This is a genomic window from Caldalkalibacillus thermarum, from assembly GCF_014644735.1.
GTDB classification, from domain to species: domain Bacteria; phylum Bacillota; class Bacilli; order Caldalkalibacillales; family Caldalkalibacillaceae; genus Caldalkalibacillus; species Caldalkalibacillus thermarum.
The window spans coordinates 64464-88438 of the sequence record NZ_BMKZ01000003.1 but is presented as its reverse complement, the minus strand read 5'-3'; the positions used below and the strand labels follow the sequence as shown (position 1 = coordinate 88438).

Annotated in this window: 24 protein-coding genes; 4 read left to right on the top strand and 20 right to left on the bottom strand. The window is 46.6% G+C overall.

Going from position 1 to position 23975, the window contains the following annotated elements; genetic code table 11:
• Position 1: 1 nt before the first annotated feature.
• Positions 2-901, bottom strand: a complete 900-nt coding sequence (gene proC, locus IEW48_RS02180) for a pyrroline-5-carboxylate reductase (protein ID WP_188622397.1) — start codon at positions 899-901, stop codon at positions 2-4.
• 118 nt (positions 902-1019) lie between these two features.
• On the opposite strand from proC, the gene IEW48_RS02175 reads away from it, so the two are divergent.
• The 3 genes from IEW48_RS02175 (at position 1020) to IEW48_RS02165 (ending at position 4150) form a co-directional block, all read left to right on the top strand.
• A complete protein-coding gene (locus IEW48_RS02175) occupies positions 1020-2027 on the top strand; it encodes a PTS sugar transporter subunit IIC (protein WP_188622396.1) in 1008 nt (335 codons plus the stop codon).
• 148 nt (positions 2028-2175) lie between these two features.
• Positions 2176-2352 (top strand): hypothetical protein, encoded by a 177-nt coding sequence (locus IEW48_RS02170; protein WP_158306372.1) that lies wholly within the window; start codon positions 2176-2178, stop codon positions 2350-2352.
• Between the two features lie 694 nt (positions 2353-3046).
• Positions 3047-4150, top strand: coding sequence for a class II aldolase/adducin family protein (locus tag IEW48_RS02165; RefSeq protein ID WP_188622395.1), 1104 nt, complete (start codon positions 3047-3049; stop codon positions 4148-4150).
• Here the strand turns inward: IEW48_RS02165 and IEW48_RS02160 are convergent.
• The gene (locus tag IEW48_RS02160; RefSeq protein ID WP_188622394.1) at positions 4147-6066 is read right to left on the bottom strand and encodes a S8 family peptidase; all 1920 of its coding nucleotides are present in this window, start codon (positions 6064-6066) and stop codon (positions 4147-4149) included. The genes IEW48_RS02165 and IEW48_RS02160 overlap by 4 nt on opposite strands.
• 158 nt (positions 6067-6224) lie before the next feature.
• Complete coding sequence (gene cyoE / locus IEW48_RS02155; protein WP_188622393.1) at positions 6225-7181, bottom strand: heme o synthase; 957 nt, start codon at positions 7179-7181, stop codon at positions 6225-6227.
• Between the two features lie 279 nt (positions 7182-7460).
• On the opposite strand from cyoE, the gene IEW48_RS02150 reads away from it, so the two are divergent.
• Positions 7461-8357: a COX15/CtaA family protein gene (locus IEW48_RS02150; RefSeq protein WP_188622392.1), complete on the top strand. Its 897-nt coding sequence runs from the start codon at positions 7461-7463 to the stop codon at positions 8355-8357.
• 105 nt (positions 8358-8462) lie between these two features.
• On the opposite strand, the gene ylqF is transcribed toward IEW48_RS02150, so the two are convergent.
• The 17 genes from ylqF to IEW48_RS02065 all read right to left on the bottom strand — a co-directional run bounded on the left by ylqF (position 8463) and on the right by IEW48_RS02065 (position 23974).
• Positions 8463-9335: a ribosome biogenesis GTPase YlqF gene (gene ylqF / locus IEW48_RS02145; RefSeq protein ID WP_188622391.1), complete on the bottom strand. Its 873-nt coding sequence runs from the start codon at positions 9333-9335 to the stop codon at positions 8463-8465.
• 13 nt (positions 9336-9348) lie between these two features.
• Positions 9349-9918: a signal peptidase I gene (lepB, locus tag IEW48_RS02140; RefSeq protein WP_268236520.1), complete on the bottom strand. Its 570-nt coding sequence runs from the start codon at positions 9916-9918 to the stop codon at positions 9349-9351.
• Positions 9919-9986: 68 nt separating this feature from the next.
• Positions 9987-10331 (bottom strand): 50S ribosomal protein L19, encoded by a 345-nt coding sequence (gene rplS, locus IEW48_RS02135; protein WP_007502251.1) that lies wholly within the window; start codon positions 10329-10331, stop codon positions 9987-9989.
• Positions 10332-10443: 112 nt separating this feature from the next.
• Complete coding sequence (trmD, locus tag IEW48_RS02130; protein WP_188622390.1) at positions 10444-11211, bottom strand: tRNA (guanosine(37)-N1)-methyltransferase TrmD; 768 nt, start codon at positions 11209-11211, stop codon at positions 10444-10446.
• Positions 11204-11731 carry a ribosome maturation factor RimM gene (gene rimM, locus IEW48_RS02125; protein WP_188622389.1) on the bottom strand — a complete coding sequence of 176 codons (528 nt, stop codon included), beginning with the start codon at positions 11729-11731 and terminating at the stop codon, positions 11204-11206. Before rimM ends, trmD begins: the two co-directional genes overlap by 8 nt.
• 29 nt (positions 11732-11760) lie before the next feature.
• Positions 11761-11988: a KH domain-containing protein gene (locus IEW48_RS02120; protein WP_188622388.1), complete on the bottom strand. Its 228-nt coding sequence runs from the start codon at positions 11986-11988 to the stop codon at positions 11761-11763.
• A 27-nt stretch (positions 11989-12015) separates the two neighbouring features.
• Positions 12016-12285 (bottom strand): 30S ribosomal protein S16, encoded by a 270-nt coding sequence (rpsP, locus tag IEW48_RS02115; protein ID WP_007505026.1) that lies wholly within the window; start codon positions 12283-12285, stop codon positions 12016-12018.
• 60 nt (positions 12286-12345) lie between these two features.
• On the bottom strand, positions 12346-13695 hold the full coding sequence (ffh, locus tag IEW48_RS02110) for a signal recognition particle protein (RefSeq protein ID WP_188622387.1): 1350 nt from the start codon (positions 13693-13695) through the stop codon (positions 12346-12348).
• Between the two features lie 12 nt (positions 13696-13707).
• On the bottom strand, positions 13708-14040 hold the full coding sequence (locus IEW48_RS02105; protein WP_188622386.1) for a putative DNA-binding protein: 333 nt from the start codon (positions 14038-14040) through the stop codon (positions 13708-13710).
• Positions 14041-14168: 128 nt separating this feature from the next.
• Positions 14169-15173: a signal recognition particle-docking protein FtsY gene (gene ftsY / locus IEW48_RS02100; RefSeq protein WP_188622385.1), complete on the bottom strand. Its 1005-nt coding sequence runs from the start codon at positions 15171-15173 to the stop codon at positions 14169-14171.
• A gap of 66 nt (positions 15174-15239) precedes the next feature.
• Entirely contained in the window at positions 15240-18806 is a 3567-nt protein-coding gene (smc, locus tag IEW48_RS02095; RefSeq protein ID WP_188622384.1) for a chromosome segregation protein SMC, read from the bottom strand.
• Positions 18807-18882: 76 nt separating this feature from the next.
• Positions 18883-19587, bottom strand: coding sequence for a ribonuclease III (gene rnc, locus IEW48_RS02090; RefSeq protein ID WP_188622383.1), 705 nt, complete (start codon positions 19585-19587; stop codon positions 18883-18885).
• Positions 19588-19603: 16 nt separating this feature from the next.
• Entirely contained in the window at positions 19604-20848 is a 1245-nt protein-coding gene (gene fabF / locus IEW48_RS02085; RefSeq protein ID WP_007505035.1) for a beta-ketoacyl-ACP synthase II, read from the bottom strand.
• Between the two features lie 98 nt (positions 20849-20946).
• A complete protein-coding gene (gene acpP, locus IEW48_RS02080) occupies positions 20947-21183 on the bottom strand; it encodes an acyl carrier protein (protein ID WP_007505037.1) in 237 nt (78 codons plus the stop codon).
• A gap of 73 nt (positions 21184-21256) precedes the next feature.
• Complete coding sequence (fabG, locus tag IEW48_RS02075; protein WP_188622382.1) at positions 21257-22000, bottom strand: 3-oxoacyl-[acyl-carrier-protein] reductase; 744 nt, start codon at positions 21998-22000, stop codon at positions 21257-21259.
• Positions 21997-22935 carry an ACP S-malonyltransferase gene (gene fabD / locus IEW48_RS02070; protein WP_188622381.1) on the bottom strand — a complete coding sequence of 313 codons (939 nt, stop codon included), beginning with the start codon at positions 22933-22935 and terminating at the stop codon, positions 21997-21999. The genes fabG and fabD overlap by 4 nt, the downstream gene beginning before the upstream one ends.
• Positions 22936-22981: 46 nt before the next feature.
• Positions 22982-23974: a beta-ketoacyl-ACP synthase III gene (locus IEW48_RS02065; RefSeq protein WP_188622380.1), complete on the bottom strand. Its 993-nt coding sequence runs from the start codon at positions 23972-23974 to the stop codon at positions 22982-22984.
• Position 23975 lies beyond the last annotated feature (1 nt).

Sequence of the window (23975 nt, the reverse complement as noted above, 5' to 3'; positions counted from 1 at the left end):
CCTATGATTTGCCGTCGTTGCGGGATGCAAGAGGTACATGTTCGTCCTTATCGTTTTCTGCGTTAATGGAAAGCATTTGACCCAGCTCTTTTGAACGTTGAGTCGCTTGCTTAATGCACTCACGAACGCCTTCTTCAAACTGATAACGTCTCAAAACTTCCAACCCTCTGGCTGTTGTCCCGTTAGGGCTGGTGACTTTTTCCCGTAAAACGGCAGGATCTTCACCTGTCTCATTCAACATGGTTGCTGCCCCCAGAACCGTCTGCAAGGTCAGCTTACGGGCCTCCTCGTAACTAAGGCCCACATCCATACCTCCCTTAATCATTGCTTCTACCAGAAAATAAACATAGGCAGGACCGCTGCCTGATAGTCCAGTAATGGCGTCCAACTTTTCTTCTTCAGTGATAAATACGAGTCCAATCGATTCAAATATAGTGCGGGCCAGGCGGACATGTTCCTCACGTACGTTTGCCCCCAAACACATGCCGGTGGCGGATAAGCCCACAACAGCAGATGTGTTGGGCATCGTCCGGATCACTGGGGCGGAATGACCCAGAAGACGGGAAATCGTGGCTGTTGAAACACCGGCAACAACTGAAAGGAACAATTGATCCGGCCGGGTCCACTCCCTGATATCCAGCAGCGCCTGTTTTAAATCTTTCGGTTTCATGGCTAAAATCAATATATCCGCTTCTTGAATCGATGTGTATCTTTGGGTGCGATCAGCAACAATCCCAAAATTATACACCAATTCATCCAGCCGGAAACGATCCTCTTTATTGGTGACTGTGATTTGCCCTGGCTTAACAATTTTATGATCTAAAAGACCACTCAGGATGGCTTCGGCCATGGCCCCTGCACCGACAAAGCAAATTCTCTTATTTTCGATCAAGGCTTTCATCCTCCACTCCATGAGCTAAAAAAACACTTATTGTATTATTCGACTTTAATGGTATATGATAATCCTGTCAACTTTCTAGCCAAAAAGCAAAGAAATTTTTAAAGGAAGGAGATCCTAAGTGAGGTCTTTTTTAGAACGCAAGGGGATTGATCTCTCCCTCAAAACATATATCATTAGCGGTTTATCTTATATGGCTTTGGGGCTGTTCTCTTCCCTCATTATTGGTTTAATTATCCGCACAGCAGGCCAACAATTGAATATTCCTTTTTTAATCGATATAGGACAGTTAGCGATGGATCTGGCCGGACCGGCTATCGGTGTAGCCGTAGCTTTTGGTTTAAAGGCGCCTCCTTTAGTCTTGTTTGCCGCTGCCATTTGCGGAGCTGCCGGTATGCCGCTCGGAGGACCTGCCGGCGCTTATGTGGCGGCACTGATTGGAACAGAGTTTGGCAAACTGGTGTCCAAGTCAACACGGCTGGATATTATCATAACCCCTTTAACCACGATCATGGCAGGGTATGTGACTGCTTTTTACATGGGCCCCTATTTAGATCTTCTTTTACGTTCCTTTGGGGACATGATCAATTGGTCGGTTGGTCAACATCCGGTTGTGATGGGGATTTTGGTCGCTGTGTTAATGGGACTCGCCTTGACTGCCCCTATATCAAGCGCGGCTATTGCCATTATGCTGGGCTTGGAAGGACTGGCAGCAGGAGCTGCCACTGTGGGATGTGCCGCCCAAATGATCGGTTTTGCCACATGCAGTTACAGGGATAATGGCATCGGCGGCTGGCTCGCCCAAGGGCTGGGCACCTCCATGTTACAAATTGCAAACATTATCCGAAATCCGTTTATCCTGCTGCCGCCCACATTGGCAGGAGCCATATTGGCGCCCATTGCCACCGTTTGGTGGCAAATGGAGAACGTTAAGGAAGGGGCCGGGATGGGAACAAGCGGTTTGGTAGGTCAAATCATGACGTTTACCACCATGGGTTTTACCTGGGATGTCCTGTTTAAAGTTCTTGTTCTCCATTTTATTGGACCTGCTGTGATCAGCCTGATTATTGCTGCTTATTTACGCCGAAAGGGATTAATCAGGCCCGGAGACATGAAAATAGAGTATTAGCCATGTGACAAATATCGCTAAAGTATGTCAAGAAAAATGTCTAAACCCGTAGAGCGAAGACGTTCTTTGCGCTTACCCAGGAAATGAAAATATTCTGACGTATATTTTTTAGCCATTTATGTTAATCCTAAAAATGGGTGATCTAATGATGAAGCAACTCTTTCATATTGATGAAGTACTGGACATGATCGACCAATCTCTTTCTACCTATCAAAGAGACCGTGACAAGATTACATCTTTGACCGAACATGTCCATCATCAAGCGGCTATTGACGCTCTGCTCATATTAAAGTCAAAAATTAAGCTTCGTTCAAGACTGGGATAAACCACGGCCATAAAAATAACTGTTGACCACGTGTGTCAACAGTCCAGCTTTTACTTTAAAGGAAAAGCCATTTTTTTATTGCTTTATTAACCTGCAACCTGCCCTTCTGAATAAATGGGTTCCAAATGCAGACACTAGGTTTTAACAAAGGGTTCGGCCTTTACCCAGCAAGAGATACACCGCGAACAGAAAGAAGGAAGAAAATGAAACGTTTCCTTAAACGCATTTCCAAAAAGTTGGCACACTTCCTTTATGCGTTGTATGAACATGAATATGAAAGGTAAGAACAAAAGGGAGATCATGAGCCTTGCAGCACTTGCAGGGTATCGGGATGGACGGTGACCTGAATTGGTGTCTCGCCCACAATTTCTCCATCCCCATGCACAACCAGAGGTAACACAGACGTTACCTCTATTTTTTACCGTAGTAAAAATCGATTCCCGGTTTGGATACATGCCTGACGCTAAACACCAAACTCGTTCCTCATTCAACTTGGCTTCACTCTTTTTCCACACACGGCCGCCCCGCCCGTGCCCAGATGTCCGGTTAACAATAAAGCAATACATACCATCACCTTGCTTTTCCTTTATCTGTCTGTTCCTAGTATTCCACAAAGACCGCAAATGAATAATTCAGGCCTAGACGGTTACATTAATAATAATGTTAAAATATACCAATCCTAGGAGGTCAATGCATGAAAAATTTTAGTATTGTCGGAACATACCGCAGTCCGTTTATGGATTGGTTTATACGTGGTATCAAAGCTCAATTTATAAACAAAGGGTATACGTATATGGACTTGCCTTTAGGTGATATCAAACTGGTGTTTAACTTGGTTGAACCGGAACGTCCCCGCCCCTTCCGGCGCCAGGCGCAGGCTACTTTCGTCGTTTCTATAATAGAACGGGAAATTCAAAACGAAGAAGATCATCCCGAAAATATGTTTAAAGTCGCTTATCCTTATTTGATTCGGACCCTCGCCAATCATCTGCTGTGCATTGTCCGCAGTAAAGACCGGTCGACGATTTATTTTATTACACCTGAACAAGGGTGTTACCGTCTTCCCTATTCATTCGGTGAGGAAGAACAATTGTTTGAAGCCGTTTACCAGCGCCTGGAGCCTTTGGCCTCTTCCAACTTGGTCATCGACAATTATTTTGAACCCGATTTACCCCAAGAGCTATGGGATGGTGACGGAATCACCCAGCAAATGTATCGGGCAGGCCAAAGACTAGATGAGTTGAATCTGTTGCCCGCTCCGTTTCCTATCAAAGAGTATCTGTCTGAACGTGACCTGCGCCATTTGCATAAATTGTATGGCATCGGCGGCTTAAGTTATGGCAATTTGAGCAGCAGGCGGGATGCACACACGTTTTGGATGAGTGCCAGCGGAGTCAATAAGTCCAAATTGAAAACCATAGGCCAAGATATCTTATTGATCAAAGACTATGACCATGATCGTAATGGGATGCGCATCAGCGTACCCCCCCATGTACAGCCTAAACGGGCCTCCGTCGATGCAATTGAACACTGGATGATATACCGCCAGCATCCTGGAGTAGGCGCGATAGTGCATATTCATGCTTGGATGGATGGGGTTAAGGAAACTGAAATCAATTACCCTTGCGGGACAATTGAGTTGGCCAAAACGGTAGCCCAACTCGTAAGTGAATCGGAGAACCCTGCCCAGACAGTGATTGGCCTTAAAAATCATGGCTTAACCATCACAGGCAGGGATCTGGATGATATCTTTGACCGGATTGAAGGACGCATTATCCCGCAAGTGCCTATGACTTAAAATCGGATCCGTTCCAAAAGCCGGTTGATCCACTTTATCACAAAGGAAACAGGTTTAGGGGGCTCCTGCTCTTCCTGCTGGGGAAATGTTTGGGGAGCCTCCTTTTCTGCCGCATCAAGCTCCTCGATAGATTTTTCTTTGCTCAGGTGATCTAAAGCTTGATAAACATTGATCCGCCCATATCCGAAATATGGGTCATGTCCTATAGGGCCAAGATCATCAGCTGTTTGACGGATTAAATCCATCACTTCCCTGTTCGAAAGGTCTGGGTTTAAGGAGCGAATTAAACCGGCTAATCCCGCCACATGGGGAGCTGCCATGGAAGTGCCTGACATAAACACATACTGGTTATTAATAAATGTACTGGGTATGTGCTCACCAGGGGCAGTCACATCGATATAGTCACCATAGTTAGAGAAAGCGGCTTTTTCTTGCAGATGATTCACCGCAGAAACAGCCAGCACTTCCGGATAAGCGGCTGGATACATAGGAACATCCACATTATCGTTTCCTGCAGCAGCCACAAGGACAACATCATGTTCATAGGCATATCGCACGGCATCATACAAAAGATCTGAATGCTCATCATCACCCAGGCTCATGTTAATGACTTTTGCTCCGTGATCAGTGGCCCAAATAATCCCGTTAATCACCTCAAACAGGCCGCCTGCTCCATTTTTATCTAACACTTTAACGGGCATAATGGTGTTATTCCAGGAAACCCCGGCAATACCAGTGATATTGTTTGTGACGGCTGCAGCAATACCGGCTACATGGGTCCCGTGACCATGGTTGTCCTGAAAGTCGCTGGATTCGTCAAGTACATTAAATCCCTCAACCAATTTTTCGGCTAAATCCTGGTGGCGGGTATCAACACCTGTATCCAGCACGGCAATCACCACATTTTCTTCTCCCACGGTGATATCCCAGCCAGCTTCAGCTTTAATTTGAGACAGGTTCCATTGATAAGGACCAAAAAATTCATCGTTAGGCACATTTTCTGCGGTTGCTTCCTGTTTGGTATAGATATAGTTTGGATCAACTTTTACGATGGATGGGTCTTGTTGCAATTCCTGAATCAGTTCCGCTGTGGAACGTTCCGGATGCTTTAATACACAATAAGACTGAAACCGTCTCAAAACCTTAAAATGACGATGGTCCGCCAGCCAGCTATCTGCAGCATCTGCACTGGTAAATTTGACAAGCACTTCCCCTTCCCGATAATGGGCTTGTGATTCATTGCTATCATCTTCTTTCGATTGAACAACAATGGTCCACCCCACTTCCGGTACCCTTTCTTCATTGTGCAGCTTCTGTTGTGGTTTCTTTTTGACTTGAACGTCTGGTTGTTCACCGCCAATAAAAAAATGACCATTTGCATCGGCCACCGAGGCCATATCACCAATGAAGTCCCGGATAAACGCTAAATCGACCTCACCTACAAACCATTGCTGACGATCATCTTGATAGGCGATCAGCATCAATGGCTTTCCGTTTCGGCTGTAAGGGTTGGAATAAATAAACGTCCGATTGCTTTTGCCGTTTAAATCGATCAGTTTAAACGGATCAGCTGGAAAATCATCTGTTTTCACTAAGACATGGTTATTTTTGATCAAACCAAAAGAATGGAAATGGGGATGTTCCCTAATTTCCTTTTCAAATTGCTGAGTGAGTGTCTGGCCAGAAAAATCCAATTTGGACCACTCTTCTAATTGTTTTGCTAACTGCTGAATAAACAGTGAGGAAGTTAAGGCCAAATCCTTAGCCAGTATGCCATCCCTTTCAGTATTGCTAATTTGGGGCTCGATCTCTTCTTCAGCCAGGTTTTCTTCTTGGTTTCCCAGCCACAAAACCCCGGATACGGAAAGGAGTAATATCACGCCCAACAGATAAAACCAACGTTTTGACACTCGCATAAAGGCACTCCCTTTTACTGGTCTTAACGTGATTGTCTTGGTACCCATATGGTGTGCCTTTTTGAACCAAAACTTACATCGATATGGACAAGAAAAAACCCTGCCAGATGAAGGCAGGGTTTATCGTAGCTAGCCTTAATGCAGCAACCATTATTTTTTTAAGCAGTCAGGATGATGCCGATACATAACAGTGTCAAATAAACCAAGGAATAGACGAAATTAAGACGGGCCCATAAAATGTCGTTTTTAACATAAAGTCCTGACAGGGCCAACACCAGCCAAGCCAAGCCCAACATCAAAGCCACCCAAACATAGCCCCAGCCTACATTAGTCACTAAATAAAGATAAAGGCTGGTGGGAATCAAGGTAGCCACCCACAAGACAATTTGCTGTTTCGTCACTCTAAACCCTTTAACAACAGGCAACATAGGAATTCCGGCAGCCTTGTAATCTTCATAACGCCTCATGGCAAGTGCCAGAAAGTGGGGGGGTTGCCACACAAACATCATGGCAAAGAGGATCCACGCTCCAGGATCCAGACTGCCAGTCACCGCAGTCCAGCCAATGACCGGAGGCATGGCGCCCGCCACTCCACCTACAATTGTATTGAGGTGATGGGTGCGTTTGAGCCACATGGTGTATATCACTACATAAAAAAACAGTCCGATGAGGGCCATTATGGTGGCGACCCAATTGACAAATAAAAGCAATACCGTTCCGCACACAGCTAAAATGTAGCCCATAAGCAGCACATGTTTAGGATCCAGCCGCCCTTCAGCTAAGGCCCGATTTTTGGTTCGCAACATTTTTTGATCGATATCACGGTCAATATAATTATTGAGACAGGTTCCCGAGGCAATGACCAGGGCTGTTCCCAACAGAGTAAACAAAATATGGGTCAAAGAAAGCTGGCTAAACCCCTGAACCCCTCCCGCAGCTAACCACATTCCGGCAAAGACGGTCAAAAGGTTGCCTAAAATAATGCCTACTTTGGTTACGCTCACATAGTCTTTCCATGTACCCGTTAAGTTGCGGTCTGCGAGGGGCCCCGGCTCCATTACGTGATGGGCGATGTATTCTTTGTCCACACCTTCACTTTTCATTATTTTATCCATGATTCAATCCTCCAACTTGTAAACTTTAAGCCATGTTTTCGATTAACTAAATTTATTATAAAATAAGCACTGACAGTCATTAACTTATAAAATGTGACAATCAGGTGAATAAAGAAATTAAGTTCTTACTTTTGTTCTTATTTGCTTTATAATGTGTTTAGCACTTTATTATAAGTTTAACCGATCTTGCATTGAGAGTAAACCGTGAAGCTGGTACGCAAAACGGATCAATAGCTAAGCTATAAATATCCAGTAAGATAGAAAACAGGTGATTCAAGCATGAATAAGCTGTTAAAAGTCCTCGGCATATTAGCAACTGTAGGTATTATGCTGGTTATTTTGGCTGGTGTCGTGGTCACGAAAACCGGATCCGGTGACGGATGCGGTCCAAACTGGCCGCTTTGCCACGGTCAATTATTTCCCTCCGAACCAACCTTTGAAACTGTCGTTGAATATACCCACAGGCTGGTCACTGGTATTGTGGGAATCATTGTTTTTGTCTTTACCATTCTGGCTGCAGCCGTGTATCGCAAACATAAGGAGGTTATCTTTGTTGCTGCGGCAGCGATATTCTTTTTACTTTTGCAATCAGCCCTTGGGGCTCTCGCTGTCGTTTACGGTCAGTCTTCAGCGGTCATGGCTTTACATTTCGGTTTTTCCCTGTTATCCTATGCAACATTGTTCATTTTACTGCTATACGTCTTCCATCTGTCTAAAGACGACCGGCTGCCTGTAGGTCATTTTTCTCCTTCTGTTAAATATGGAGCATTATGTTTGTTCATCTTCAGTTATATTGTGGTTTACTTAGGTGCGCTTGTGACACATACCGGCTCCAGTATGGGATGTCAGGGATGGCCATTATGTAATGGGCAGCTCATCCCATCCGACCTGAGCGGTCAAACAGTTATCCAGTATCTGCACCGTCTGGCTGCATTTGGCTTGTTACTGGCTTTTGGCTGGTTTATGTACAAGGTCCGCCGTGATTACCGCCATAACCGTTTATTGTACTATACAACAGTTTCAATGTTTTGGTTATTGGTTGCCCAAATTGTATCCGGGGCTGTAGTCATATTATCTAACCTCCATTTATATGCGACCATTTTCCACGCTTTCTTTATTACCCTCATGTTTGGGTTTTTAAGTTATATCGTCTTGTATGCTTTTCGCACAGCCTGAAATAATAAATGACTCCCCTCCAATCAGGGGAGTTTTTGTGTCTGTACGCTTAAAAACCCTCCCTTAACGTATAGACCAAATCGTGGAGGGCCAGTTGTTTACCATTTAGACAACTGTATGGCTCTTATTCACTGCTTCCGGAGTTTCAAAGCTAATGGGTCCCAACTTACCAGAGCGCAGATCGTTCAAAATGATGTCGCTGATGCGTTCGTAATCTACACTGGCTCCCGCTTTAAGGCAGCCCCTTTTTCGCCCTATGGCTTCCATTATTTCAACATTCGTTCCGGTGAGTCCTTGCAAAGAGTATCTGTTTTTTAAACGCTCGGGATAAACACGGCGCAAAAAATCTATGGCAAATAAGGCTACCTCCTCTTTTGGCAGTATCTCATCCCGAATGGCTCCGCTGGCAGCCAGTTTCAATCCTACCAGCGGGTCATCAAATTTTGGCCATAAGATACCCGGAGTGTCTAAAAGCTCTAATCCATGTCCTGTTTTGATCCATTGCTGGGCTTTGGTCACCCCGGGCCTGTCTCCTGTCTTAGCGACGTGCCGTTTGGCCAGCCGGTTGATCAATGAAGATTTTCCAACATTAGGTATACCTACAATCAGGGCTCTAATGGGGCGGGGCTTCATGCCTTTGTCGGTCATCTTCTTCATGATATCGCGGGCCAACGTTTGACAGGCAGAGGGAATGGCTTTGATTCCATTGCCAGATTGGGCGTCAACGGCCAAAGCCTGAAAAGCTTTCTTATCAAAGAAACGAAGCCACTTCTCAGTGACGGAGGGATCTGCTAAATCCTTTTTATTTAAAAGAACCAATCGCGGTTTATCTTTAACCAATTCATCCATCATCGGGTTTTGAGAAGAGAAAGGCAGTCGGGCATCCAGCAATTCGATGACAACATCAATCAGTTTCAGCTTTTCCATGACTTGTCGTTTGGCTTTGGCCATATGGCCCGGATACCATTGAATCGTCACTGTATCAACCCCTTTATTTAACCAAGCGGATATTCTGTAAAGGCCAAAACACCAAGTCTGCACGGCCCACAACCGAACTGATGGGGATGGTGCCAATATTTCTGCTGTCGCGGCTGTTTGCACGGTTATCCCCCATCACAAAGAGCTCACCCTCGGGGACGATCTCGCGAAAGTCATGCATGACAAATTGAGACGAAGGGTCAAGATACGGTTCGTCTACTTGTTCCCCATTTATATATAATATCCCATTTTTCACTTCCACTATATCGCCAGGTCTGCCGATGACCCGTTTGATCCAGTCTTTATCCTGGGTAGCGTGAAAGACGATAATATCCCCCCGTTGCGGTTCGCTCCACAAATAGACGGCTTTGTTGACTATTAATCTTTCCCTGTCATGTAATGTCGGCAACATGGATTCCCCATCAACCACGATTGGAGCAAATAACAAGAGGCGAATGATAAGCGCAATGGCTACAGCCAGTATAATGGCTTTTAACCATTCCCAAGCCTCGCTTAAACCAGAATCTGATTGCGGATTTTGCTCTTCATGGTCATCCCTGAAAGTATCATATGATTGGCTCAATCCTATTCTCCCCTTGCTTACGGTTCGAAAAAAGGAGCTTGTCTGACTCCAAGCTCCCTTGCTGAAAACTATCGAATTTCTTTGATTCGAGCAGCTTTACCTTGCAATTTACGCAAGTAGTAAAGCTTGGCACGGCGAACTTTACCGCGGCGCACAACTTCAAGCTTCTCGATTTTCGGAGAATGTAATGGGAATGTACGTTCAACCCCAACACCGTTAGAAATTTTCCGGACGGTAAAGGTTTCACTGATACCGGTGCCGCGGCGGCGAATCACAACCCCTTCAAAAACCTGAATACGTTCACGTTGACCTTCTACAACTTTAACGTGAACACGAACGGTATCTCCAGGGCGGAATTGGGGAATGTCATTTCTCAATTGTTCCTTCTCAAGTTCACGAATGATGGGATGCATGATCGTTCCCTCCTTCCTCAACAGACGTTCATGCTACAGATCTAGCAGCGGACCGCCTTTGATACAGGGCAAAACGCCACAAGGATAATATTAACATATACCAGGAATGATCTCAATCCTTTTTCTGTTTTTCTTTCTGTTTTTCCCATTCAGCAATCCAGGCTTTTTCCTGGTCAGATAACGGATAGTTTTTTAACAGATCTGGACGGCGTTGCCAGGTCCGGTACAGAGCCTGACGACGGCGCCATTCCTTAATCCGTTCATGATGTCCAGAAAGGAGGACTTCCGGAACTTTCATGCCTCTGAAATCAGCAGGCCTGGTATATTGGGGATACTCCAGAAGCCCGGTGCTGAAAGAGTCATCTTTGGGTGAGGATTGATTGCCAAGTACCCCTTCCCGCAGCCGGACAACGCTGTCAATAATTACCATAGCGGCCAGCTCACCGCCAGTTAACACATAATCACCGATGGAGATCTCGTCTGTCACCAAATACTGGCGAATGCGCTCATCATAACCCTCATAATGTCCGCAAATGAAGATTAAATGATTCTCACGGGCCAATTCTTCCGCTTTCTGCTGCGTGAAGCGCTCACCTTGAGGAGACATGAGCAAGATTCGGGGCTTGACGTGGGTGGGCAGTTGGCTCAACCGATCTTCCACCGCATAAAAAAGGGGTTCCGGCTTAAGCACCATGCCTCCCCCGCCCCCGTAGGGGTAATCATCCACCTGTTTGTGTTTATTGGTGGCATAGTCCCGGAAGTTGATCAAATGAAACTGGACCAATTGTTTCTCCTGCGCTTTGCCCAGGATGCTGCTATTCAACACCCCAGAAAACATCTCTGGGAACAGGGTAAGAATATCAATCGAGAGCTTACTCATCCAATAACCCCTCAATGACATGAATTGTAATCCGTTTCTGATCTACATCCACTTCTTTAACCACATCCTCGATGTAAGGGATGAGAATCTCTTTTTTTCTGCCGGGCGATTTAACCATCCATACATCATTGGCGCCAGGGGTTAAAATGGTTTCCACTGTTCCCAGCGTTTGGCCCGTATCGGTGACCACTTCGCAGCCAATAATTTGATCAAAGTAATACTCCCCTTCAGGCAGGGGTTCCCGTTCATCTTCCGGGATCTTAAGCCAGCCCCCTTTATACTGTTCCACATCATTAATACTATGATGGCCTTCAAAAGCGAGCAAATCAAACTGCTTATGGGTACGATGACTGGCCACAGTCAGCGGCTTGCCTTCAGCTTGTTGATGGCTGGCAAAAAAGTAAAGGGTGTTTCCAGGTTGATAGCGTTTATCTTTAAAATCTGAAACAGTGATGACACGAACTTCGCCGCGTATCCCATGCGTATTCACAATCTTGCCAACCGTGTAGTACTTGGTCATCACTCACCCTGCTTTCTCTCGATGTCTGTCTAATTGATATCAATATAGATACGTTTTCCCTTTGTCGCACCAGCTGCGTTGACCACTGTCCGCAGTGCTTTGGCAATTTTTCCTTGTTTGCCAATTACTTTTCCCGTGTCATCGGGATGAACGTTTAATTGGTAAACAATAGTTTGCTCACGCTGTTTTTCAGTGACTTGAACATCTTGGGGATGATCAACCAGCGACCGTGCAATGGTTTCGATCAGTGTCTTCACGGCTTAAAGCCCCCTAAAGCATGGCACTTATTTTTGTTTGAGTTCATGAAACTTAGCCAAAACGCCGGTTTTGCTTAACAGACTGCGCACCGTATCAGACGGCTTAGCACCGTTTTGCAGCCACTTGAGTGCTTTTTCTTCATCAATTTTGATTTCAGCTGGCTGGCTGAGAGGATTGTAAGTACCAATTTGCTCAATAAAACGGCCATCTCGCGGAGAACGGGAATCGGCCACCACCACGCGATAGAACGGTTTCTTTTTCGCACCCATGCGTTTCAGACGAATTTTAACTGCCATGATCAATTCCTCCTTAGATTCTTATTTTTATGGCTGTTAGTTAAGGGTTAAAAATCAGGATTAAAACGGACCAAAGGGAAATTTGAAACCCTTTCTTTTCTTCTTTTTTCCGGCCAGAGCGGACATCTGCTTCATCATTTTCTTCATGTCCTGAAACTGTTTTAACAGACGGTTGACATCTTGAACAGAGGTTCCGCTGCCTTGGGCAATCCGTTTGCGACGGCTGGCGTTAATAATTTCGGGGTTTTGTTTTTCTTCTTTGGTCATGGAGCGGATGATCGCTTCCACTTGTTTTAATTTCTTCTCATCCACTTTGAGATCCTTAAGCCCCTTCATTTTGCCTGCCCCTGGCAACATACTTAACAGTTCATCCAGCGGTCCCATATTGCGAACCTGCTCCAATTGCTCCAGGAAGTCGTCAAAGGTAAATTCCATTTTACGAATTTTGCGTTCCAGCTCTTTGGCTTTTTCCTGGTCAACTTCCCGCTGGGCTTTTTCAATCAGGGTGAGCACATCGCCCATCCCCAGAATACGGGAGGCCATCCGGTCCGGATGGAAAGGCTCCAGCGCATCAAGCTTCTCACCCATACCTACAAACTTAATAGGCTGTCCCGTGACGGCTTTGACTGACAGAGCAGCCCCACCGCGGGTATCGCCGTCCAGCTTGGTCAAAATGACGCCAGTGATGTTGAGCTGTTCATTAAAACTTTGGGCCACATTGACGGCATCCTGACCAGTCATGGCATCCACAACGAGGAGGATCTCGTCCGGACGCACCTCTTCCTTAATTTGATTCAATTCATTCATCAGGGTTTCATCGATGTGCAAGCGGCCCGCCGTGTCTATCAAGACATAGTCGTTGTGCTGCTCTTTGGCTTGTTCAATCGCCTTTTTGGCAATTACCACCGGACTTTCCTTGTCACCCAGCGAGAAAACGGGAACATTAATCTGCTCTCCCAATACTTGCAGCTGTTTAATGGCGGCAGGACGGTAAATATCGGCAGCGACCAAGAGCGGGTTGCGGTTCTGCTTCTGCAAGTATTTGGCCAGTTTCCCGGTTGTGGTGGTTTTCCCGGCCCCTTGAAGGCCAACCATCATAATCACGGTCGGAGGACGCTGGCTGACTGCCAATTTGGCGTTTTCCCCACCCATTAAAGCCGTCAGTTCCTCATTGACGACCTTAATAACCTGCTGTCCGGGCGTGAGGCTTTTTAACACCTCTTGGCCAACAGCCCTCTCTTTGACACGATTGACAAAATCGCGCACCACTTTGAAATTGACGTCCGCCTCCAACAAGGCTAGACGGACTTCCCTCATCATCTCTTTGACGTCCGCTTCGGTCACCTTACCTTTTCCCCGAATCTTGCGCAACGTCTCTTGCAGTCGGTCGGCTAATCCTTCAAACGCCATAAAAGCCGCCTCCTAATCCACGTTTTTCAATGCGGACACCAGACGTTTCAACTCTTCCAAATCCGGTGAGCTTTCCTCCAGTATGGCTTCCATTCGCTTCAGCAGCTGTTGGCGCTGTTCATACTTTGCGACGAGTTGTAATTGAGATTCGTATTTATGGAGCAGCTCTTCAGCCCGTTTCAGGTGTTCATAGACAGCCTGACGGCTCACCTGAAACTCTTCCGCAATTTCACCCAGGGACAGGTCGTCATAGTAATACAGCTCCATATACTGCCGCTGTTTGTCTGTCAACAGCGAATGGTAAAAGTCATACAGCAAGTTTAGATGCGTTTTCTTTTCCAGCATGAGCAAACTCCTCTTTTTAGGGCTCCGTGTGGAGCGTTAAGGGTGACAAGGTCACTACCTTAACAGTACTTAATCATACTTAAGAATCCATCTATTGTCAAGGTCTTTTTCTTGTCACTCTGTTTTCATTATTGTTCACTCTGCTGCAGGTTTTCCCTGTCCTCAAAGAGCTCTGAGAATAAGGCGTAAACATATTGTTCCGCATCAAAGGGTTGCAGGTCATCCAGTTTTTCACCCAGACCTACAAATTTCACCGGAATACCCAATTCATTGCTGATGGCAATGACAATGCCGCCTTTTGCCGTTCCATCCAGTTTAGTCAGTACAATTCCGGTAATACCAGTCGCTTCGTTAAATGTTTTCGCTTGTGAAAATGCGTTTTGACCAGTCGTCGCATCTAAAACAAGCAATGTTTCATGGGGAGCACCAGGGATTTCGCGCTGAATCACCCGGTAAATTTTATTAAGCTCCTGCATGAGGTTAACTTTGTTTTGCAAACGCCCGGCGGTGTCACATAAAAGCACGTCAATGTCCCTTTTTCGAGCTGCCTGAATGGCATCGTAGATGACGGCGGCAGGGTCACTGCCAGCCTGGTGTTTAATCACATCCACTCCGGCTCGCTCGCCCCAGATTTCCAGCTGCTCGATGGCCCCGGCCCGGAATGTATCTCCAGCGGCCAGCATCACCTTTTTGCCCTGATTTTTGAACATGTGCGCCATCTTGCCGATGGTGGTGGTCTTGCCGACACCATTTACCCCGACAAACAAAATAACGGTAAGGCCATCGCTGGCCATGTTCAACTGCTGATTCCCAGCAGATGAGTGGAGCAGCTCTACAAATTTTTGTGTAATAAGGGGCTTTACAGATTCGCTGTCCTCTAGTTTTTGCCTTTTTGCTTCTAGTTTAAGCTCATCGACCAGCTCCATCACCGTTTGTACGCCTACATCCGCCTGGATTAAGATTTCTTCCAGCTCCTCAAAAAACTCCTCATCCACTTTGCGGTAGCGGCTTAACAGGTCGTTAATTTTTTCGGCAAAGGAATCCCTTGTTTTGGATAATCCCTCTTTGAATTTGGCTGTTACGCTTTCTGTCTGGTGTGAAATTTTTTCTTTCAACTTTTTGAAAAAGCTCATCGTCATCCTCCTGTTCGACAAACATATAATCTGAAAAATAGCTCACGGTTCCGATAGCTTTAAGATTTAAACGGTCACCAACTGTTGCTTATCCTCCAGTTTAACGGAAACGAGCTTCGACACCCCGGACTCCTGCATGGTAATGCCGTATAACACATCTGAACCCTCCATCGTCCCCTTGCGGTGGGTAATGACAATAAATTGGGTTTCTCTGGAAAATTCCCTTAAATACTGGGCAAAGCGGTACACATTCGCTTCATCCAACGCAGCTTCCACTTCGTCCAGCACACAGAAAGGAACCGGTTTAACCCGCAGTATGGCAAACAACAAGGCAATCGCTGTTAAAGCCCGCTCCCCGCCAGACAATAAACTAAGGTGCTGGAGCTTTTTACCTGGTGGCTGGACCATAATGTCCACACCTGTCGTCAAAAGGTTGTCCGGTTCGGTCAGAATCAGGTCAGCCCGTCCCCCGCCGAACAACTGTTGAAACACTTGCTGGAAATGTCCCCGCACTTGGCTAAACGTGTCCTCAAACCGCCTACTCATTTCTTCGTCCATTTCCTTGATCACGTCATACAGCGTTTCCTTGGCTTCAAGTAAGTCCTTTTCTTGCTCTTTCAGGAAAGAATGGCGTTCAGAAAGCCGTTCATATTCTTCGATGGCCCCAAGGTTGACCGTGCCCAGGTTCTGAATCTCCCTTTTAAGCTGATCCACTTCCTGTTTGACCTGTTCAAAGTCACCAGGCAAAGGATACTGGGCTTTGGCCAATTCATAACTTAATTCATATTCTTCCCGCAGGATCGTAAAGTAGTTTTCCAATTCAACATCCAGCCGGTTAACCTTCACCTCGTGCCGGTGAATATTTGTTTCCGTCTGTTTCAAAACCTTGCGCAATTCCCTGATTTGAATTTCAAGTTCCTCCAGAGTCTGCTGTTTTTCTTTACGTTCCTTGCGGACAATCTCAATTTGCTGGTTTAAGTGTTCTTTCTCCTCTTTTTTCTGTTTAACCAGCTCTTCTAGTTCATCCTCTCTGGTGTGTTGGGCACCCAAATTGCCTTCCAGCTGCAACAGATTGTCATGGGCTAAGGCTAATTCTTCTTCCACTTCCTGTTTAGTGGCTGCCAGCCGCTCCATATGGCGCATAATTCCGTCATATTCCTGTTGTTTGGCTGCCAAGTCAACTTTTAAACGGGTGAGATATTCGGCTGTTTCAGCTTTAGATTGTTCGTTCTCTTTTTTGAGCTGTTCAAGCTTTTTAATTTCGGCCTCAATGGCTGCTGATTGCTGTTCGTGATCACTCAGCTTAGCGGCAATCTGTTGCTTTTGGGCTTTAGCTTCTCCCAACTGGCACAGATAATCTGCACTTTCCTGGTCATACAACTCCAGTTTTTCATTGAGACGTTTTTGTTGAAATTCCAGTTGTGCTAAATCGTCCTTGAAACGCTGGTCTTTCTCTTTGAGCCGTTCAGCTTCTTCCTGGACTGCCGTAAGCCCCTCATCAAGTTGTTTAAGGTCTCTCTCCATCTGTTCGATGTTACGTTTTTCGTCTTGCAAAGCGTGGTTAAGCTGGGCAATGGCCTCTGCCAGGCTTTCTATTTCCCTTTCCCTTCCCAATAGGTTGCTTTTATTCTTTTTGACACTCCCACCGGTCATGGAACCGCCGGGATTGACGATATCGCCTTCCAGGGTTACGATGCGGTAGCGGTATTGAAGCTGTTTGGCCAGCGTGTTTGCTTCTTTTAATGTCTGTGTCACCACCACCTGCCCCAGCAGATAATCGATGATGGAGCGGTACTTTTCAGCAACTTCAATCAGTTCGTTGGCCATGCCAATGATGCCTTGGCCTTGATCGATAATTTGGCGGTGATGAACAGGCATCAAGCGGGCTTGAATCACACTGCGGGGCAAAAAAGTGGCACGGCCCAATTGGTGTTTTTTCAAGTAAGCAATAGCTTCCCTGGCCGCAGCTTCATCACGGACAACAATATGTTGAAGAGCGGCACCCAAGGCGGTTTCAATGGCCAATTCGTATGCTTTAGGAACGGTGATCAGTTCCGCCACTGCTCCATCAATACCAGAAAGGAGGCTGTCCCTCGCTTTCAATATCTCTTTAACCCCTTGCATATATCCGCTAAAATCTTCTTTGAGCTCAGTTAAAAATTGCTTGCGAGCTTGCAGTTGTTCCAGACGGGAGAGTTGCTGGTGGTATGCTGCTTCCTTGTGTTTTAACTCATCCTCCAATGTTGTTTTTTTCTCTTTAAGTACCTGATACTTCTTGCGCAGTTGTTCAAGTTTAGACTGTGTAGCCTGACGCTGTTGCCCTATGTCCTGCAGCTCTTTGTTTAAAGCTTCCCTTTCGTGAAGGTAGCGCTTGTTTTCCTCCTTCAGCCGTTTCAAGCGCTGTTCATATTGCTCGATACTGCGTTCGATGTGACGGTACTCGTTTTTTAACGAGGCATGCTCATTTAGATATTGAATATAGTCTCCCTTCAGTTGTTCCAGACGCTCATCGACATGTTCTGCCAGATGGTGAGCCTGTTCTTCCTTTTGCCTGATCTCCGCTTTTAATTTTTTTATTTCCTGGTCCAGTCTCTCCAGCTTTTCTCTTTCTTGAGCCCACTCATCGGCCGTCTGCTGCCGCCGCTCTTGAAGCTGTTTAATTTTAGCTAAGATATCCTGTTTATTGGATGAGAAATTTTTCTTTCTCTCCCTCAGCACTTCCCTTTGGGCCTCAAGTTTTTCCACATCCTCAGTCACGGAGAGAAGCTGCTGTTGCAGCTTGTCCAGTTTAAGTTCTGTTTGGTTGAGTTCCCATTTTAATTGCTCAAAAACAGCTTCCTGCCGATTCACATTAGACATATGGGCTTCTGCTTCAGTTTTTAATATCTCAAGCTGTTTGTTTGCCTCTTCCCACTCCTGATACAAAGTTTCAATTAAATGCACATAACAGGCGATCTCCTTTTGAGTCAGTTCGGCCTTCAGGGTTTTATACCTTTTGGCTTTGGCTGCCTGGTCTTCAAGCGGACCCAATTGATCTTCCACTTCAGCGATAATGTCCTGGATGCGGGTTAAATTAGCCTCTGTTTCTTCAAGTTTACGCTCTGCCTCTTTCTTGCGATTTTTATATTTTACAACACCTGCCGCTTCTTCAAAAATTCCACGGCGGTCCTCAGCCTTGGTGCTCAGTATTTCTTCAATCCGGCCCTGGCCAATGATAGAATAAGCCTCCTTACCGACTCCGGTATCCATAAACAGCTCAACAATATCTTTCAAGCGGCAGGGCTGTTTATTGATAAAATACTCACTTTCCCCGGAACGATATACCCGGCGGGTCACCGTCACCTCGGTGTAGTCCACATCCAGGCTTTGATCCGTATTGTCCAGAGTTAGAGAAACCTCGGCGTAGTTGATTGGCTTGCGAGTGTCACTTCCAGCAAAAATAATGTCTTCCATTTTGGAACCACGCAGCGTTTTGGCCGACTGTTCACCCAAAACCCAGCGCACGGCATCAGCTACGTTGCTCTTTCCACTTCCGTTGGGACCGACCACAGCGGTGATGCCAGGAACAAACTCTAATTCGGTACGGTCAGCGAAAGATTTAAAGCCGTACAATTCCAAACGTTTGAGGTACATGAGGTTACCCCCTTAAACTATCCTAACAGCGCATAAAAGCGGAAAAAGAAGCGCTAAAAACATTTTAACGCTTCTTTCATTGCAAACAAACACCTAATTTTTTTAGAGCTTGTGCTGCAGCACGCTGCTCCGCTTCTTTCTTGGAACGGCCCGTTCCCTTTCCTAAATCCTTGCCACTCAAATAAACTTTGGCGACAAATTCACGATTGTGGGCAGGCCCCTTTTCGCTTACTATCTGGTAGGTGAGTTCACCCAAGTTGTCGTGTTGAACATATTCTTGAAGCTGGCTTTTGTAATCCACAACTTTTGAGAAAGCACCGGCCTCTATTTTGGGATAAACATAGGTGGCCAGAAAGCGGTCTACAGCCTCGAGTCCTTGATCAAGGTATAAGGCCCCGATAAACGCTTCAAAAACATCGGCCAACAGAGCGGGACGCTCTCGGCCACCCGCTATTTCTTCTCCTTTTCCCAGGCGGATCAGTTTGCCAAATTCCAGTTCATGGGCAAACTTGACCAACGAAGGCTCACAAACAATGGCCGCCCGCAGTTTGGTCATTTCCCCTTCGCTCATCGTTTGAAAGTGCTTGTATAAATACTGGGAGACGGTCAATTCCAATACTGCATCTCCCAAAAACTCAAGCCGTTCATTATCTTTGAGGGCTTTGTCTTTATGTTCATTAACGTAAGAGGAGTGAGTAAAGGCTTGGATAAGCAATGTTTCATCCTTAAAAGAGACACCGATGCGGTTCTGGAACGCTTTAAACTGTTCTTTTTCCGTCATACCGTTCCCTCACAGTTTATGCCTGTTCATACTTCTTTAGAATAATGGTGGCGTTGTGTCCGCCAAACCCTAAAGAATTGGACAGGGCCACATTGACTTTGGCCTTGCGCGCTTTGTTAGGGACATAATCTAAATCACAATCGGGATCAGGTGTTTCATAGTTAATCGTTGGCGGCAAAATTTGATCGCGAATGGCCAAAGCTGTGACAATGGCTTCCACACCACCGGCAGCCCCCAGTAAGTGGCCAGTCATGGATTTGCTTGAGCTGACTGCCAGCTTGTAGGCATGTTCACCAAACACTTTTTTGATGGCCATAGTTTCAAATTTATCATTATAGGGTGTAGACGTACCGTGGGCATTGATGTAGTCTACTTGGTCCGGTTGCAATTGGGCATCTTTCAAGGCCATAGCCATGGCCCGCGCAGCGCCTTCCCCTTCGGGAGCCGGGCTGGTAATATGATAAGCATCTCCTGTCAGGCCATAACCCACTATTTCAGCAATAATAGGGGCTCCCCGTTTTAGGGCGTGATCCAGTGATTCCAAAATGATTACACCGGCGCCTTCTCCCATGACAAACCCGTCCCGATCCGCATCAAATGGCCGGCTTGCTTTTTCTGGTTCGTCATTGCGGGTAGATAAAGCTTTGTTGGCATTAAAACCAGCAAAAGCAAGTGGGGTGATTGTGGCTTCCGTTCCTCCAGCGATCATAACTTCCGCTTGACCGCGGCGAATGATGTTGAAAGCATCACCGATGGCATGAGTCCCCGTTGCACAGGCACTCATGGATGCACTGTTCGGTCCTTTTGCCCCCGTTTCAATGGAGATGACGCCAGAGGCCATATTGGCGATCATCATGGGAATAAAAAACGGGCTGACCCGTCGAGGTCCTTTGTTCAGCATAATTTTGTGCTGCTCTTCCCAAGTTTTTAATCCGCCAATGCCGGAACCCACGTAGACGCCAACATCGTGGGCGTTCTCCTCCGTGATCTCTAGGTTGGCATGTTTCAGGGCCTGCTTGGCAGCGGCCACACCAAATTGGACAAAACGATCCGTCCGCCTGATATCCCGGCGGTCCATGTAATCTTCAGGATTAAAATCTTTCACTTCTGCCGCAATTTTGGTGGCATGTTCGCTGGTGTCAAATGACTCGATTTTAGAAACACCAGACTTCCCCTTAACGATATTATCCCAAAACGTGTCAATATCTTGACCAAGCGAGGTGATGACACCGCACCCGGTAATCACAACGCGTCGATTCATCTTTGTTCACCTCTATAACAACAGTGTCAACTGTTCCGGCTGTAATGAAATGGAAGTCCCGTTAAAAAACGGGACTTATCCGGTGTAAAGGGGTTAAATTACTGCAATTGAGACTCTATGTAGGCAACAGCTTCCCCTACCGTGGTGATTTTCTCCGCATCTTCATCGGAGATTTCCATGTCAAACTCGTCTTCCAGTTCCATTACCAACTCCACCACATCCAGAGAATCTGCGCCTAAATCCTCCTTGAAGGAAGCTTCAGGGGTCACCTGCGATTCATCGACTTCCAAACGGTCAACGATAATTTTTTTAACGCGTTCAAATGTGTCTGACATCTTCTCTCACCTCCTCTCAAGGGTTTTTCCCTGGTGATTATATCATACCAAAGCTGACTGAGCGTGTCGAAATTTACATCACCATACCGCCGTCGACATGGAATGTTTGACCGGTGATATAAGCTGCATCATCAGAAGCCAAGAACTTAACCACCCGCGCAACGTCATCAGGCTTTCCAAACCGCCCTAGCGGAATTTGGCTCAGCAATTGCTCCTTGATGTCTTCGCCAAGCACGGCAGTCATATCGGTTTGAATAAATCCAGGAGCAACGGCATTGACCGTAATTCCCCTTGCTGCAAACTCCCGGGCTGTTGTTTTTGTCAGCCCGATCACCCCGGCTTTTGCAGCCACATAATTAGCCTGACCGGCATTGCCTGTCACACCGACTACAGATGTAATATTGATAATCCGGCCTGATTTTTGCTTCATCATCTGCCGCGCCACCGCCTTTGTGCAGTTAAACACCCCTTTTAAATTCACGTTAATGACATCATCCCATTCTTCTTCCTTCATCCTCATGAGCAAATTGTCTTTGGTAATACCGGCGTTGTTAACCAAAATGTCCAGGCGGCCAAACGTTTCGATCACTTGTTTAACCATGTCATTAACAGCTGCTTGTTCGGCGACATTGGCTTGCACAGCAAGAGCCTTGCTGCCCATCTGTTCCACTTCCCGGACAAGTTCGTTGGCCGCCTGTTCGCTGCCTGCATAATTGATGGCCACAGCAGCACCTTCCCTGGCCAAGGCCAGGACAATGGCCCGGCCGATTCCACGGGCACCACCTGTCACGAGCGCAACTTTACCTGATAAACTCACGTTATCTCCTCCAATGTTTGACGTAAGGAATCTTCATCATACACAGAATAGACCGCAACATCACGGCTGATCTTTTTAATTAAACCGGACAAAACTTGTCCCGGTCCAATTTCGACAAATGTATCCACGCCCGCATCAATCATCCATCTTACCGAGTCTTCCCATAATACAGGGGAAAATACCTGCTCGATCAAGGCTTGTCGAATTTCTTCGGCCAGCATCACAGGGCGTGCTTCCACGTTAGTGACGACTGGGATCCTGGCATTGTTAATTTTAACATTTTCCAGCACATGAGCCAGGCGGCTGGCAGCTGGCTTCATTAAATCGGAATGAAAGGGGCCACTGACGTCCAGCGGAATGACCCGTCTGGCTTTTTTCTGCGCCTTAATCACTTGTGAAGCCTTTTCTACACCTTCTTTTGTCCCGGAGATCACCACTTGGCCAGGGCTGTTCAAGTTGGCCAGCTGAACAGCATCTCCCTCCAGGCTGATTTCCTCGCACACGCTTTGCAACTCGTCCCGCTTGGCGCCTATCACGGCAGCCATAGCTCCTTGCCCGGCTGGTACTGCTTCATCCATAAATTGTCCCCGCTTGCGCACAATTGTTACTGCATCCGCAAAAGAGAGGGCTTCGCCAGCCACAAGAGCAGAATATTCGCCTAAACTGTGCCCAGCCACATAATCTGGACGGGGAGCATCTGCCTTAAATACCTCATACAGGGCCATGCAGGTCGTTAATATGGCGGGCTGGGTATGGTAAGTGAGGCGCAATTCATCTTCAGGCCCTTCAAAGCATAACTTTGAAAGGGAATAACCCAAACTCTCATCAGCAAGGGCAAAGATATCCCGGGCCGCTTGATATTTTTCAGCCAGCGATTTGCCCATCCCCACGTGCTGAGACCCCTGTCCTGGGAAAACAAAGGCGATTTTACCCACAATCGTATCCCCTTTCCTCTCTATATTCCCACTCTCTTGATAGCAGCTAGATATTCCAGCGCATGGTGCTGGCACCCCAGGTTAATCCGCCGCCAAATCCAACAAAGACCACAATATCTCCTTTCTTAATCCGTCCGTCGTGCACAGCCTCATCTAAGGCAACAGGAATGGAGGCTGAAGACATGTTACCATAACGGTCAAGATTCACAACCACCTGCTTTTCTCCCAAACCAAGCCTCTTGCGGGCCGCATCAATAATCCGCAAGTTGGCCTGGTGGGGAACGAGAAACTGGACATCGTCTGTTGAGAGTCCTGCTTTCTCAATCACAGACACAGATACCTGCTCCATAATACGAACGGCAAACTTAAATACCTCTTGCCCATTCATGTGAATAAAGTGTTTTTCTTCTTCCAGCGTCCGGGTAGAAGCAGGGAGGCGGGAACCGCCAGCAGGCAAATTGAGAAAATCAGCACCACTCCCATCTGCACCCAGTTCAAAGGAGAGGAAGCCAAGCCCCTCTTCAGTGGGACCAATGACGACCGCGCCAGCACCGTCCCCAAACAGGACACAGGTGTTGCGGTCCTTCCAGTTCGTAATTTTGGATAAACAATCAACTCCCACAACGAGAATATAGCGGTACATGCCTGTTTGGACAAACTGGGTTGCGGTAGAGACAGCGTATAGAAATCCACTGCATGCAGCCGAAAGATCTACAGCCGCCACCTTGCGGGCGCCCAGTTTGTGTTGCAAAATACAGGCTGTCGACGGAAAGAACATGTCTGGGGTCACAGTGGCCACAATAATCATATCCAGCTCGTCTGCCGAAATGCCGGCATGTTGCAATGCCTTGACACTTGCTTCGTAGGCCAAATCGGACGACGCCATATTCTCATCGGCTATCCGGCGTTCCCGGATGCCAGTGCGGGTACGAATCCATTCATCACTTGTATCTACCATTTTCTCTAAATCCTGGTTTGTTAAAACCTTCTCCGGCAGAAAAGAGCCAACTCCTAAAATGCCAACTCCATATCCTCTCAAC

What these genes read in the sequence shown, in the direction of transcription:
- proC (WP_188622397.1), bottom strand. Translation starts at nt 901, where the DNA reads ATGAAAGCCTTGATCGAAAATAAGAGAATTTGCTTTGTCGGTGCAGGG.
- IEW48_RS02170 (WP_158306372.1), top strand. Translation starts at nt 2,176, where the DNA reads ATGAAGCAACTCTTTCATATTGATGAAGTACTGGACATGATCGACCAA.
- IEW48_RS02165 (WP_188622395.1), top strand. Translation starts at nt 3,047, where the DNA reads ATGAAAAATTTTAGTATTGTCGGAACATACCGCAGTCCGTTTATGGAT.
- IEW48_RS02160 (WP_188622394.1), bottom strand. Translation starts at nt 6,066, where the DNA reads ATGCGAGTGTCAAAACGTTGGTTTTATCTGTTGGGCGTGATATTACTC.
- cyoE (WP_188622393.1), bottom strand. Translation starts at nt 7,181, where the DNA reads ATGGATAAAATAATGAAAAGTGAAGGTGTGGACAAAGAATACATCGCC.
- IEW48_RS02150 (WP_188622392.1), top strand. Translation starts at nt 7,461, where the DNA reads ATGAATAAGCTGTTAAAAGTCCTCGGCATATTAGCAACTGTAGGTATT.
- rplS (WP_007502251.1), bottom strand. Translation starts at nt 10,331, where the DNA reads ATGCATCCCATCATTCGTGAACTTGAGAAGGAACAATTGAGAAATGAC.
- trmD (WP_188622390.1), bottom strand. Translation starts at nt 11,211, where the DNA reads ATGAGTAAGCTCTCGATTGATATTCTTACCCTGTTCCCAGAGATGTTT.
- rimM (WP_188622389.1), bottom strand. Translation starts at nt 11,731, where the DNA reads ATGACCAAGTACTACACGGTTGGCAAGATTGTGAATACGCATGGGATA.
- rpsP (WP_007505026.1), bottom strand. Translation starts at nt 12,285, where the DNA reads ATGGCAGTTAAAATTCGTCTGAAACGCATGGGTGCGAAAAAGAAACCG.
- ffh (WP_188622387.1), bottom strand. Translation starts at nt 13,695, where the DNA reads ATGGCGTTTGAAGGATTAGCCGACCGACTGCAAGAGACGTTGCGCAAG.
- IEW48_RS02105 (WP_188622386.1), bottom strand. Translation starts at nt 14,040, where the DNA reads ATGCTGGAAAAGAAAACGCATCTAAACTTGCTGTATGACTTTTACCAT.
- ftsY (WP_188622385.1), bottom strand. Translation starts at nt 15,173, where the DNA reads ATGAGCTTTTTCAAAAAGTTGAAAGAAAAAATTTCACACCAGACAGAA.
- smc (WP_188622384.1), bottom strand. Translation starts at nt 18,806, where the DNA reads ATGTACCTCAAACGTTTGGAATTGTACGGCTTTAAATCTTTCGCTGAC.
- rnc (WP_188622383.1), bottom strand. Translation starts at nt 19,587, where the DNA reads ATGACGGAAAAAGAACAGTTTAAAGCGTTCCAGAACCGCATCGGTGTC.
- fabF (WP_007505035.1), bottom strand. Translation starts at nt 20,848, where the DNA reads ATGAATCGACGCGTTGTGATTACCGGGTGCGGTGTCATCACCTCGCTT.
- acpP (WP_007505037.1), bottom strand. Translation starts at nt 21,183, where the DNA reads ATGTCAGACACATTTGAACGCGTTAAAAAAATTATCGTTGACCGTTTG.